This window comes from Sphingobium xanthum (genome assembly GCF_019737615.1).
Lineage (GTDB): Bacteria > Pseudomonadota > Alphaproteobacteria > Sphingomonadales > Sphingomonadaceae > Sphingobium > Sphingobium xanthum.
Genome location: NZ_JAHKKS010000006.1, coordinates 209,236 through 222,183, shown reverse-complemented (window position 1 = coordinate 222,183; position 12,948 = coordinate 209,236). Strand labels below are relative to the sequence as shown.

The window sequence follows — 12,948 nt, the reverse complement described above, 5'->3', positions numbered from 1 at the left end:
CCTCGAGCGTCTCGCCCTTGACCGCGAATACCGGAATGCCCGCCGCCGCGATCGCCGCTGCCGCATGGTCCTGCGTGGAGAAGATGTTGCACGAGGCCCAGCGGATCTCTGCGCCCAGCACCGCCAGGGTCTCGATCAGCACAGCCGTCTGAATGGTCATGTGCAGCGCGCCCGTGATCCGCGCACCCTTCAACGGCTTCGACGCACCAAATTCCGCACGAAGCGCCATCAGACCAGGCATCTCCGTCTCCGCAATCTCAATCTCCTTCCGGCCAAAGGCCGAGAGGCTGAGGTCCGCTACAATGTAATCCTGGGCCTTAGTTGCCACCTGAAATCTCCTCGTCAATGAGCCGGCACCGCGCAGGCAGGACCGAAATCCCGAGCGCCTTACCAAGGCGCGCAATAGTCGGCAAATATAAAGCATTCTTTATGTGGAATGCGATCCATACGCAAAAACGGCCCGCGAAAATTCGCGGACCGTCTTTGGGGATGCGTCCGGCCGTGTGGGACCGGCCGGCGCTATCCGGACCTTATTTCGCCAGGGCGATGGTCGTCGGCGCGCATCGATCGGTATGGCGCACCGGGTTCGAGCCTGATTGACGCGCGAGATCGAGCAACGCCGCTCGGCTCGCCGGGGCCGAGACCGCGGTCGTCATGATCGCCTTGTAGTCGGCGCAGCTCGGCGCATTCGTTCCCGCCCCATAGCCATTGGCCAGCGACGTCACGAACCGGTCATAGGCATCCAGCGCCGCCTTGCCGCGCAGGCCCTGTGCGGTGAACTTCGCGCGCAGTTCATCGTTGATGCCGGTCAGTACCGTCCGCTTGTGCCGGATGAAGCTGTTATAGTCGCCGCTCAGATCGGTTCCCTTGATCTGGCAGCGGAGCGTCGCCACCATCAGTCCCGTCTCGAAATCCCGCACCTGCGCCGCCTCGACCGCAGCTTGCGACCAGCAGGTTGCCGCCACGGCCTGCGTCGATCCGCACGCGAGCGACAACGCGACGGCCGTAACCGTCACCGAGCTCCTTAATGTCATGTGGTCTTCTCCTCGTTACACCCGGGGCCGAGTGTGTCGCGGAGCGTTTGCGAACTTCTTTCGAAGGATGGTTAAGAGAAACGTATCGGCAGGCTTGTCGCAGCGTCAGGCGTGTCCGCTGCTGCTCGCGAGCATGGCCGGATCAATCCCCTCCAGCGCGAAGGCGCCGGCCCAGCGATGTTCCGGCGCCATAGCGAACAGCTTCCGGGGATCGGCCGCGCTGATATACCAGCCCGGCGCCGCGAGCTCTCGCTCAAGCTGCCCCGAACCCCAGCCGGCATAGCCGAGCGCGACCAGATAATCTCGCGGCCCCTGTCCGATCGCGATCGCGTCCAACACTTCGAGCGAACCGGTGAGCGCAATGTCATCCGCCACGATATGGCTGTCCCTGGCTTCCCAGTCGCGGCTGTGGAGAACGAAACCGCGTCGCGGCTCGACCGGCCCGCCGGCGAGTACGATACTGTCAGCCACCTCGCGCGCTACGATGTCGAAGGAGGACAGGAGCGTGTGCAGCCGGATGCCGGACATCGGCTCGTCCAGCGCGATGCCGAGCGCACCGCCTTCGTCATGCACGCACATCAGGATCACCGACCTGGCGAAGCGCGGATCGGGCATGTCGGGCATCGCGAGGAGCATCTGCCCGGCGAGCGAAATGGGAGAGGAGAGCTGCGTCATCATGGCGTCAACGAGTCGGACGAAGATGCGCTCCCGACGACCGCCCGTCCAGCGCCAATACGCATGCCCGAAAGCATGCGCGGCACTTGACAGACAGCCGTCCAGCGCCGACTTCCCCCGCGAAGCTGGAGCACCAGCCGGGATCAACCTGACCAGGAGACTGCCATGACTATCAGCGTCGGCGACAAGCTGCCCGAGACCACGTTCGTCACGATGACCGAGAACGGCCCCGAGCAGGTCCAGAGCAAGGATTATTTCGCGGGCAAGAAGGTCGCGCTCTTCTCCGTTCCCGGTGCCTTCACGCCGACCTGCTCGGCCAAGCATCTGCCGGGCTATGTCGAGAAGGAAGCCGATCTGAAGGCCAAGGGCATCGACGAGATCGCCTGCACCGCGGTCAACGACGCCTTCGTCATGGGCGCCTGGGGCAAGGCCGGCGGCGCGGACGGCAAGGTGACGATGCTGGCTGACGGCAACGGCACCTTCGCGGAGGCGATCGGGCTCACCATGGACGGCAGCAAATTCGGACTCGGCACGCGCGGCCAGCGCTTCTCGATGGTCGTGAACGACGGTGTGGTGGAGCAGCTCAATGTCGAGGGACCGGGCGAATTCCGGGTTTCCGCGGCCGACTACATGATCGAACAGCTCTGAATCCAGGATTGATGGCGGGATGAGCTGCGCTCAGACCGCCATCAATATGTCGAGCGCGATCTGCTGGAGCGGCCCCAGATTGTGCAGCGGGGCCACCAGGCGATCCCGCATCTTGATGGCAGGTGCCGCAGCGCCGACCGGAAGCTTGCCGAGTTGCTCACCATAGAGGCCGTTCGAGACGGCCTGCTCGCCATTGCGCAGCAAGGTGCGCGCCAGCGAATGCGGCAACCGCTCGAAGACGAGATCGCCCGCCACCGGCTCGGGCGGGTTCGCGGCATAGGTCGCAGCACGCAAGCGCGGGGACGCGGCGATGACCTCGCACAGCTGATCAAAGCGGCGCACGACGATCTTGTTCGGCTTGTCGCGCTGGCGGCTCAGCAACTCGAAGCTGTGCGACACGATCGTGAAGCTCGGATGCCGGTTGAGCGCCGCATAAGCGAGCGCCGCGATCATTTCCTGTGCCGAGAGCGCCGTGATCTGCGCGTGGCGCGACCCGCCGCTGGGGCTGCTGATCGCCGAGACCGGAACCTCGATCACGTCTTCGCGCCACACGGGGAGCGCGCTGCCCGACGGCATGGAAATGCCGCAGACACTATCCTCATAGTCCGGCGAGTAGCTGGTGTCGTAACGGACGCCCAGGCGCGCGAGCGCACGCAACGTATCGTCATTCGCACCATAATTGCCTGCGCGGAAAGCGACTGGCCGCGGCGCGCCCGCTGCCATGAGACGCTCGATGCCGTATTCGAGAATGCGGACCTGATCCTCAAGGTTGAAATCGCCCATGTTGCGGCCGATGCGCCCGTCCGTCAGGCCCGTCTGCGCAAGCTCGATCCATTCGCTATGGGCATGAAGCTGGACGTCATGGCCGGCGTCCAGGATCGGATGAACGATCCGATCGACCATGTCCTGCCCGGCCACCAGCGCGACCAGGGGATCGACGAAGAAGACGCCTTTCAAACCGAAGGCGTCGAGCCGCTCCATCTGATAGCCAATGCCGAAATCGCCTGCTGCCGTGCGGCCGAGAATGGACGTCGCGAAATTATCGTCCAGCCCCGCGACGCCAAAACGGCGAAAATGCATGGACGACAACTCTGTATCGACCGTCAGATAGACGTCGGTGATCGCATTCCTGTCCATCACGAGTGCCGACAAAACTCCCCACGGACTCCCAACGAAGCGCTCTTTCTTACGTAACGGCGGGTGGTTATGAAAGGCCATGACACAAACACATAGCGCCACCATCGTAAACCAACTGATAGCAGAATATGAGCAGGCTACCGCAAATCTGCGCGACGCCCTGCTCGCCTACTCCCAAAATGGCACAATCCCACCGGCCGAGACCGTTGCCGACCGCGCCTTCTGCTATCCATCGCTCACCCTCGACTATCGACACGCCGTCGATGATCCGCCAAGCCGCCGCTCCTTCGCGCGCCTCTCGCGCCCCGGCCGCTATCAGACCACGATCACCCGGCCCACCATGTTCGCCCAATATCTGACCGAACAGCTCGACCTGCTGATGACCGACTATGATGTCGAGGTCACGGTCGGCCGCAGCGATCAGGCGATCCCCTTCCCTTATGTGCTGGAGCAATTGCCGCCGGGCACGCTGGCAACGGTGCCGCCAAGCGAGCTGGCTCGGCACTTCCCCGCGACGGAACTCGCCGAAATCGGCGACGAGATTGCCGATGGCCTGTTCCTCCCCGACCTGACCGGTGAGCGTCCGCTGGCACTTTTCGATGCGCTGCGGACGGATTTCTCGCTCGCACGCCTGCGGCACTATACCGGGACGCCCGCGGAGGACGTGCAGCGCTACATCCTGTTCACCAACTACCATCGCTATGTCGATGAGTTCGTCCGCTGGGGCTGCGAGGAACTGACGCGCCCGGGCACGCGCTTCACGGCGCTCTCGGGCGCCGGCGGGGTCGAGATTACGGCGGACACGGCCGATCCGCAGCGCGCGATCGCCGACAGCGCATGGCGCCGCCACCAGATGCCGGCCTATCATATGATCGCGCCCGACCGCACCGGCATCACGCTCGTGAACATCGGCGTCGGCCCGTCCAATGCCAAGACGATCTGCGACCATCTCGCCGTCGTGCGGCCCGAGGCATGGCTGATGATCGGCCATTGCGGCGGCCTGCGCCCGAGCCAGAGGATCGGCGACTATGTGCTCGCCCATGCCTATCTGCGCGACGACCATGTGCTCGACGAGATGCTGCCGCCGGAAATCCCCGTGCCGGCCATTGCCGAGGTGCAGGTCGCCATGGCCGAGGCTTGCGAGCATATCCTCGGCGCCAGCGGCGACATGAAACGGCGGCTGCGCACGGGCACGATCGTCACCACCGACGACCGCAACTGGGAGCTGCGCTATTCGCACTCTGCGCTGCGCTTCTCGCTTTCCCGCGCGGTCGGCGTGGACATGGAGAGCGCGACGATCGCGGCGCAGGGCTATCGCTTCCGCGTGCCTTACGGCACGTTGCTGTGCGTCTCAGACAAGCCGATTCACGGCGAGCTCAAGCTGCCCGGACAGGCCAATCGCTTCTATGAGGAAGCGATCGCCGGGCACCTCGCCATCGGCCTCAAGACCTGCGAGCTTCTGCGCGAGCAGGGCGATCGGCTGCACAGCCGGAAGCTGCGCGCCTTCAACGAGCCGCCGTTCCGCTGACCTGCCAGCCGTTCTGGAGCCGGCGCGTCCGGCCCGAACCACTTCCATGTGTTCGGCTTCACCGACGCCGATCTGCCCGGTTACCAGGCCGAGCAGATTGCGGGCGTGCCCGAGCCGACCACATGGGCCATGATGATCGCCGGGCTCGCGTTCGTGGGCGGTGCGATGCGCCGCCGCGCGACGGAGGTCCGCTTCGCCTGATCTGAGTTGAACTCAAAAGACACGCCGCCGAGCTTATGGCCCGGCGGCGCGTTTTCTTTTGTGAGATCAAGACGAGTTCCGCAGCCTACCAGCCGCAGGTCTTGCCCTTGTTCTGCTGATCGAGCCACTTCTTGAGCGGCGCGAAATAGATCGCCATCGCCTTGCCGCTCATCTCGCGGCTGCCGGTGAAGGCTTGTAGCGCATCCGGCCAGGGCTTGGACGCGCCCATGGCGAGCATCGCGTTCAGCTTCTCGCCGACCTGCTTGTTGCCATAAAAGGAGCAGCGGTGCAGCGGCCCCTTCCAACCCGAGATCTTGCAGGCCGCCTCGTAGAACTGGAATTGCAGCAGGCGCGCGAGGAAGTAGCGCGTGTAGGGTGTGTTGCCGGGAATGTGGAACTTTGCGCCCGGATCGAAGCCGTCCGCGGCGCGCTCGCCCGGGGGCGTGATGCCCTGATATTTGAGGCGCATGTCGGTCCACGCCTTGTTGTAGTCGGCGGGCTTGATCGAGCCGTCGAACACGCCCCAGCGCCAGCGGTCGATCAGCAGGCCGAAGGGCAGGAACGCGACCTTGTCCATCGCCTGACGCAGCAGCAGGCCGATGTCCTTGTCCGCGCTCGGCACCTTGGCGGGATCAAGCAGCTTGATGTCGACCAGATATTGCGGGGTGATCGACAGCGCGACGGCATCGCCGATGGCTTCATGGAAGCCGTCATTGGCGCCGTTCAGATAGAGCGGCGACTGCTTGTTGTAGGCGCGCTGATAATAATTGTGGCCCAGCTCGTGATGGATCGTAGTGAAGTCGTCGCTGTTGACCTTCGTACACATCTTGATGCGCAGATCATCGACATTGTCGATGTCCCAGGCCGACGCATGGCAGACGACTTCGCGGTCGCGCGGCTTGATGAACTGGGTGCGCGTCCAGAAGGTCTCGGGCAGCGGCGCGAAACCGAGCGAGGAGAAGAAGCCCTCGCCGATCTTGAACATCTCCTTTTCCCACTTGCCGCGATCGGCATCGGGCGTCGCATCCGTGGTCTGGATGAAGCCCTTCGCCTTGAGCAGATCGCCAATGTCATAGCCGAGGTCGCCGGCGCCCTGCGGCGCGACGAGGGGGTAGATATTACCCCATTCCTGCGCCCACATATTGCCCAGCAGGTCGGCGCGGATCGGGCCGGTCCTGGCCTGGACGGCGTCGCCATATTTCTCGTTCAGCTTGGTGCGCGTGTAGCAGTGGAGCGAGTCGTAGAGCGGCTTCACTTCCTGCCAGAGCTTCTCCGTCAGCGCGGCGAACTGCTCGGGCGTCATGTCATAGCCCGAGCGCCACATGGCGCCGGTGTCCGCGAAGCCCAGTTCTCTGGCGCCGGCATTGGCGATCTCGACCAGACGGGCATAGTCCGCCTTCATGGGCTTGCCGACCTGATCGTGCCAGCTCGTCCACATCTCGGCATATTGGGCGGGCGTATGGGTCAGTTCGCCCATCTCGGCCTCGATGTCGCTGCCGTTGATCGGCTTGCCATCCAGCGTGCCCCGGCCCTTGCCGTAGCTGGACTGGAGGCGCGTCGCGATCTCGTTGAGCTCGGTGGCCGCGCCCGCCGTGGTCGGCGCCGGCAGCACGATGCCGGAGCGCAGGAAATCGATCTTGCGCTTGGTGTCGAACGACAGGCCCGGCAGCTTCTCGTACTTCGCCGCTTCCAGCGCGAAGCGGACCGCCATCTCCGTGCCCTTCGCGCCATATTCGGCGTTCAGCGCGTCGGTATCCTCGGTGATGTGGGTCGAGTTGACCCAGGCGACGCGGCCGGCATCCACGACGAAGTCGAAGCCTTCCTTCTCCGCTGCCGCAACGAAAGCGTCGGCCTGCGCGACCGTCGGGGCGCCGTCCTGCGCCAGTGCGGCCGCGGGAATGGCAAATGTCAGCGCCGCCGCGAGGGCGAGACGCGAAACAGGATGATGCATGATGAGTGGTCCCTGAACTTTGCGAATGGCACAGGCTGCCCCGGCAAGGCAGGCCGCGTCAAGCCGCGAGATAATCCGCGATGGCCGCGCCGAACTCGGGCAAGGTGATGCAGCTCATATGAGTGCCGGGGACGGTAATGCGCGTCGCGCGCGGCAAGGCAGCGGCAAGAGCGTCCGCCGAGCCCGGATCGTCGTCCTTCTCTCCATAGAGGACAAGCGTCTCCATGGTGAGCGCATCGAGATCCTCCCGGGGAATGTCATCCAGCGAGAGCAGCAGATATTTGAGCGCGATGGGATCGATCTTCGTCGTCTTCATGAACTGGATCGCCAGGAAATCCGGCTCGCCCGGCCTGGAGATGTCGAAGCGCTCGATAGCATCGAGGTAGAATTGCCGGCGCGGCCGCCAATCGACGAAACCGCGCAGGCCCATGCCGCCCAGCACCAGCCGCCTCGGCCGATGGCCCCGTGCCACCAGCATCGCGGACAAGCGAGAGCCGAGCGAATAGCCGACCAGATCGAATGCCGAGAGGTCGAGCGCGCCGATCACCGCCTCGAGATCCAGCACCGCAACGTCCGGCGGATAGGCTGCGGGGTCATGCGGCGCGTCGCTCTGCCCGTGTACGCGCAGATCGACCATGATCGCTTCGAACCCCGCGTCCACGACGCGCCGGGCAGTGCCATAGCGCAGCCAGTTGGTCCGCACGTTCGACGCAAGACCGTGAATGAACAGGACGGGCCGCCCCGCCCCCAGCCGATGCACGGCGATCCGCGCGCCGTCATGGCCGGGAAAATGGTGGAGTGTCGCCTCGTTGGTCATGCTCTGCGTGTGAGCATTTTGGCCAAGGTTGGCAAGCGATCCGGCGAAGGAAGGCCATAGCATCAAGTTGACAATGTCTATCAAATAGCCGTGGTTACTTTAACCTTGCGTTTAATAAGCATGCTTATTATGTCGCCGCCATGGACAACAATCACATCGCCTTCGTCATCAGCGACGTCGCTCGCCTCTATCGCCGTCGGTTCGACGAGCGGACGCGCAGCTTCGGGATCACCGGCCCGCAAATGCGGGCGCTGGTCGCGATCATGCGCTTTCCCGGCATCAATCAAGGCGCGCTGGCCGACCGGCTGGATGTGGAACCGATCACGACCTGCCGCATGGTCGATCGGCTGGAGCAGGCGAACCTCGTCGAGCGCCGCCGCGATCCGCAGGACCGCCGGGCCTGGCAGCTCTTCCTGACCGAATCCGCCGAGCCGATCGCCGAGCAATTGCAGGCCATCGGTCAGACCGTTCTCAACGATTCGTTGCAAGGCATCGACCCCGCCGCACGGGATGCCGCCCTGGCGATGCTGGCACGGATCCGTGACAACCTCACCAGCGTTTCGCCGGACGGCGACACCAAAGGAGCCGTAAGCAATGGCTGAGGCGGACCCCGCGATGAAAAAGCAGACTCTCTCCGCGACCGTAGGCCCCGCCTCGACGGACAAGCAGCCGGGCAAGCTCAAGCGCATCTTGCTGATGCTTTCCGTGCCGCTGCTGATCGCGGCGATCGGCGCCTATTTCTGGATGACCAGCGGCCGCTTCGTCTCGACCGACAATGCCTATGTGAAGCAGGACATCGTTTCCGTGAGCAGCGATGTCGGCGGGCGCATCGTCGAGGTGAAGGTGCGCGAGAACCAGATCATCAAGGCCGGTGACGTCCTCTTCGTGGTCGATCAGGCACCTTATCGCGTGGCGCTGGAGCAGGCCAATGCCCAGATCGCCAATGCGCAGGTCGAGGTCGGCAAGCTGCGCACGGATGTCGCGGCCAGCAGTGTCGATATCACCGGCGCGCGCGAGAATGTCTTCTATGCCGAGGAAGATCTGAAGCGCCAGCAGGCGCTGATGAACGACGGTTTCACGACGCGCGCGCGGCTCCAGCAGAGCCAGCAGGCGCTCGACAATGCCCGCACGCAGCTGCGCACCGCGGAGGCCGACGCCGCCAAGGCGCGCGCCGCCGCCGCGACGGGCGCGCAGGTTCCCGGCCTGAACCCCGAGATCGCCGCGGCCCGCGCCCAGCGCGACCAGGCATCGCTCAATCTCGACCGCACCGTCGTTCGGGCCCCGGTCGCGGGACGGATCAGCCAGGCGGACCGGCTGCAGATCGGCCAGATGGCCATTCAGGGCCTGCCGCTGGTCAGCATCGTCGCCAGCGACCGCGCCTGGATCACAGCCAATTTCAAGGAAACCGACCTCGATCATATGCGCACCGGCCAGCCCGCCACCATCAAGCTCGACGCTTATTCGGGCAAGGCGATCCAGGGCCATGTCGATAGCATCGGCGCCGGCACCGGTTCGGAGTTCTCCGTGCTCCCCGCCCAGAATGCCAATGGCAACTGGGTGAAGGTGACGCAGCGCGTGCCCGTGCGCATCGCCATCGACGGCAAGACCGACCGGCCGATGATCGCCGGGCTCAGCGCCAAGGTGACCGTCGACATCAGGGACCGCGCTCAGGCAGCGCGCTGAGCCATGGCGCTCGCCGAAGACCAGGCGCATCTGCCCGTCCGCTACAAGGGGCTGACGACTGTCGCGATCATGGCCGCGATGGTCATGCAGGTGCTCGACACCACGATCGTCAACGTCGCTCTGCCCCATATGTCGGCGTCGCTCAGCGCTTCCCCCGAGACGATCAGTTGGGTGCTGACGAGCTACATCCTCGCGTCCGCCGTCGCTATTCCCATCACGGGGTGGCTGGCGGACCGGATCGGCGCCAAGAAGCTGTTCGTCATCTCGGTCGCCACCTTCACCATCGCCTCGATCCTCTGCGGGATCGCGCAGAACATCACGGAAATGGTGCTGTTCCGCACCTTGCAAGGGATAGGCGGCGCATTTCTCGGTCCGCTTGCGCAGACGCTGATGCTCGACATCAACAAGCGCTCCGAGCAGGCAAAGGCGATGTCGGTCTATGGCATGGGCGTCATGATCGGGCCGATCATGGGGCCGATCGTCGGCGGCTATCTGACGGAGTGGATCGACTGGCGCTGGTGCTTCTTCGTGAACGTGCCGGTCGGCATTCTCTGCCTCGCCGGGCTCATCGCCCTGCTGCCCGAGAAGGAGCTGAAGCGCCGCGACTTCGACCTGTTCGGCTTTTCGATGCTCGCCCTTGGTCTGTGCGGCTTGCAGCTGATGCTCGATCGCGGCCAGCATGCCGACTGGTTCTCGTCGACCGAGATCTGGCTCGAGGGGGCCGTCGCGATCTGCGGTCTCTGGGTCTTCATGGTCCACACCGCGACCGCGAAGAAGCCGCTGTTCGCGCCGGACCTGTTCGCAGACCGCAATTTCCTCAGCGCCTCGGTCTTCATGTTCATCATCGGCATGGTGATGTTTGCCGCGATGGCCCTGCTGCCCTCGCTGCTCGAAGGGCTGTTCGGCTATTCGGTGGTCGATACCGGCGAGATTCTGGCGTCGCGCGGCGTGGGCGTACTCCTCACCATGGCCATCTCCGGCAAGATCGTCAGTAAGGTCGATCCGCGCTTCATGGTCGCGGGCGGCTTCTCGCTTTCCGCGCTATCGCTCTGGATGATGACCGGCTGGTCGCTGGAACAGGGGTTCGCGCCCTTCGTCATCACCGGCCTGATCCAGGGGCTGGGCATCGGCCTCGTCTTCGTGCCCCTGCAGATGTTGGCCTTCGGGACCCTACCGCCGGCCTCACGCACCGAGGGCGCGGCCGTGCTCAACCTCACGCGCAACATCGGCTCCTCGATCGGCATTGCCATCGTCGTCGCGCTGATGGCCCGCAACAGCCAGATCTCGCATGCCGATCTCGCCCAGCATGTCAGCCCCAATAATCTGCCCGTCGATCCTGCCGAACTCTCGCGCTTCGGCGACTATGGCAGCGCGATCCTCCAGATGACGGACGGACTGGTCAACCGGCAGGCGGCGATGATCGCTTATCTGGACGATTTCTACATCATGACCTGGGCCTGCGTGCTGGCCATTCCGGCCGCCTTCTTGCTCAAGAAGCCCAAGCCGCGCCCTGCCGGTGGGCCGAGCGAACCGGCGCCGGTGATGGCTGAGTAAGGAATAGCGTCACGACGCGGGTCGGCGGCGCCACCGTCCGGCAATCCACGCCAGAAGACTGCCAAGCTGCGCCAGTTCCATGTCCTTCTGCGGATCCCAGACGTCGCCCTGCTGGCCGTTATAATAGTCAGCCGTCTCGCCCGCTGCGACGACGGTCAGCAGCCATTCGAACACTTCGTAGAGCGCGCTGGCGAGGCCCACCAGAGCGAAGCCGAGCAGCCACGCCGCGCGCGGCCAGTTCCGCCATGCTGCTGCGCCACCTGCGCGAGGACGGGCGTCAATAGCAGGCCGAACAGGAAATGGATGAGGCGATCATAGCCGTTGCGGGCGCTGCCGAGCATCCCGCCAAACGCCTCGCCGCCCACCGCCGCGAGCCAACCCTGATAGGGCACATAGGAGTAGATGTAGCGCCCGCCCAATGTGTGAAGCAGCAGGAACAGCCAGATCAGCCCTACCGCGCCGGTCGTGAGCGGCCAGCGCCGCAGCAGCGAGGGCGCGGCGAGACAGAGCAGGACCGTCGGCGCGTGCTGGAGCGGCGCCAGCGCGGGATAAGGCTGGGCGATGTTGGCGAGGGCAACAACGAGAAGCAGGCTGCCGATCAGCAGCCATTGCGCTCGTGGGAGCGAGTCCCCCTGCCCCATCTCAACCCTTCTTGAGATGCCGCCGACCGAGCAGCTCGGCGATCTGCACGGCGTTCAGCGCCGCGCCCTTGCGCAGATTGTCCGACACGCACCAGAGCGACAGGCCGTTCTCGACCGTCGAATCCTCGCGGACGCGGCTCACATAGGTCGCATATTCGCCGACGCACTCGATCGGCGTGACGTATCCGCCGTCCTCGCGCTTGTCGACGAGCATGATGCCCGGCGCCTCGCGAAGGATCGACTGCGCCTTCTTCGCGCTGATCTCATCCTCGAACTCGATGTTGATCGCCTCGCTATGGCCGACGAACACGGGGACGCGCACGCAGGTCGCCGTCACCTTGATCTTGGGATCGAGGATCTTCTTGGTCTCGACGACCATCTTCCACTCTTCCTTGGTCGAGCCGTCGTCCAGGAAGACGTCGATATGCGGGATGACGTTGAAGGCGATCTGCTTGGTGAACTTCTTTGGCTCGGCCGGATCGCCGACAAAGATGTTGCGGCTCTGCTCGAACAGCTCGTCCATGCCGGCCTTGCCGGCGCCGGAAACCGACTGATAGGTCGCCACGACCACGCGCTTGATCTTCGCTGCGTCATGCAGGGGCTTCAATGCCACGACCATCTGCGCGGTCGAGCAGTTCGGGTTCGCGATGATGCCCTTCTTCTTGTAGCCGTCGATCGCGTCCGGATTCACCTCGGGCACGATCAGCGGAACGTCCGGATCCATGCGGTAGAGCGAGCTGTTGTCGATCACGGTGCAGCCGGCCGCCGCGAATTTGGGTGCATAGATCTTGGTCGCGTCCGACCCGATGGCGAACAAGGCCATGTCCCAGCCGGCAGGATCGAAATGCTCCAGATTCTTGATCTTGAGCATCTTGCCGGTCTCGCCGAACTCGATCTCGTCTCCGGTCGAGCGCGAAGAGGCAACGACCGCCAGCTCGTCGATCGGGAATTCCCGTTCGGCAAGAATGTTCAGCATTTCGCGACCGACATTGCCGGTGGCGCCAACGACGACGACACGATAGCCCACGGGGAGTCTCCGAGCAGATAAGGGGGTTCCGAGCGCGGGCGGATAAACCAAT

13 protein-coding genes and 1 pseudogene are annotated in these 12,948 nt (G+C 64.5%); 6 read left to right on the top strand and 8 right to left on the bottom strand.

What is annotated here, in order from left to right:
• The 3 genes from KM135_RS12165 to KM135_RS12155 all read right to left on the bottom strand — a co-directional run.
• A partial coding sequence (locus KM135_RS12165; protein WP_221714287.1) for an adenosylhomocysteinase occupies positions 1-328 on the bottom strand: 328 nt, incomplete at its 3' end.
• Between the two features lie 202 nt (positions 329-530).
• Entirely contained in the window at positions 531-1,034 is a 504-nt protein-coding gene (locus KM135_RS12160; protein WP_221714286.1) for a hypothetical protein, read from the bottom strand.
• 105 nt (positions 1,035-1,139) lie between these two features.
• The gene (locus KM135_RS12155; protein ID WP_425517034.1) at positions 1,140-1,712 is read right to left on the bottom strand and encodes a YqgE/AlgH family protein; all 573 of its coding nucleotides are present in this window, start codon (positions 1,710-1,712) and stop codon (positions 1,140-1,142) included.
• Positions 1,713-1,874: 162 nt separating this feature from the next.
• On the opposite strand from KM135_RS12155, the gene KM135_RS12150 reads away from it, so the two are divergent.
• Positions 1,875-2,357, top strand: coding sequence for a peroxiredoxin (locus tag KM135_RS12150; protein WP_221714285.1), 483 nt, complete (start codon positions 1,875-1,877; stop codon positions 2,355-2,357).
• 30 nt (positions 2,358-2,387) lie between these two features.
• Here the strand turns inward: KM135_RS12150 and KM135_RS12145 are convergent, their stop codons facing one another.
• Positions 2,388-3,494: a polysaccharide deacetylase family protein gene (locus KM135_RS12145; RefSeq protein ID WP_221714284.1), complete on the bottom strand. Its 1,107-nt coding sequence runs from the start codon at positions 3,492-3,494 to the stop codon at positions 2,388-2,390.
• Between the two features lie 79 nt (positions 3,495-3,573).
• Here KM135_RS12145 and KM135_RS12140 point away from each other — a divergent pair, with 79 nt between their 5' ends.
• A complete protein-coding gene (locus KM135_RS12140; RefSeq protein ID WP_221714283.1) occupies positions 3,574-5,022 on the top strand; it encodes an AMP nucleosidase in 1,449 nt (482 codons plus the stop codon).
• A 48-nt stretch (positions 5,023-5,070) separates the two neighbouring features.
• Positions 5,071-5,223, top strand: a complete 153-nt coding sequence (locus KM135_RS20020) for a PEPxxWA-CTERM sorting domain-containing protein (protein ID WP_221714282.1) — start codon at positions 5,071-5,073, stop codon at positions 5,221-5,223.
• An 85-nt stretch (positions 5,224-5,308) separates the two neighbouring features.
• On the opposite strand, the gene KM135_RS12130 is transcribed toward KM135_RS20020, so the two are convergent.
• Both KM135_RS12130 and KM135_RS12125 read right to left on the bottom strand, forming a co-directional pair.
• Complete coding sequence (locus tag KM135_RS12130) at positions 5,309-7,174, bottom strand: M2 family metallopeptidase (protein ID WP_221714281.1); 1,866 nt, start codon at positions 7,172-7,174, stop codon at positions 5,309-5,311.
• 58 nt (positions 7,175-7,232) lie between these two features.
• Entirely contained in the window at positions 7,233-7,991 is a 759-nt protein-coding gene (locus tag KM135_RS12125) for an alpha/beta fold hydrolase (protein WP_221714280.1), read from the bottom strand.
• 140 nt (positions 7,992-8,131) lie between these two features.
• Here KM135_RS12125 and KM135_RS12120 point away from each other — a divergent pair, with 140 nt between their 5' ends.
• From KM135_RS12120 to KM135_RS12110, 3 genes are read left to right on the top strand one after another with little or no spacing between them, the layout of a single operon-like run.
• Positions 8,132-8,593, top strand: coding sequence for a MarR family winged helix-turn-helix transcriptional regulator (locus KM135_RS12120; RefSeq protein WP_221714279.1), 462 nt, complete (start codon positions 8,132-8,134; stop codon positions 8,591-8,593).
• Positions 8,586-9,674 (top strand): HlyD family secretion protein, encoded by a 1,089-nt coding sequence (locus KM135_RS12115; protein ID WP_221714278.1) that lies wholly within the window; start codon positions 8,586-8,588, stop codon positions 9,672-9,674. Before KM135_RS12120 ends, KM135_RS12115 begins: the two co-directional genes overlap by 8 nt.
• 3 nt (positions 9,675-9,677) lie before the next feature.
• Positions 9,678-11,228 (top strand): DHA2 family efflux MFS transporter permease subunit, encoded by a 1,551-nt coding sequence (locus KM135_RS12110; protein ID WP_221714277.1) that lies wholly within the window; start codon positions 9,678-9,680, stop codon positions 11,226-11,228.
• A 9-nt stretch (positions 11,229-11,237) separates the two neighbouring features.
• On the opposite strand, the pseudogene KM135_RS12105 reads toward KM135_RS12110, so the two are convergent.
• Both KM135_RS12105 and KM135_RS12100 read right to left on the bottom strand, forming a co-directional pair.
• Positions 11,238-11,869: pseudogene (locus tag KM135_RS12105) on the bottom strand (DUF2238 domain-containing protein).
• Between the two features lies 1 nt (position 11,870).
• Positions 11,871-12,896 (bottom strand): aspartate-semialdehyde dehydrogenase, encoded by a 1,026-nt coding sequence (locus KM135_RS12100; RefSeq protein WP_221714276.1) that lies wholly within the window; start codon positions 12,894-12,896, stop codon positions 11,871-11,873.
• Positions 12,897-12,948 lie beyond the last annotated feature (52 nt).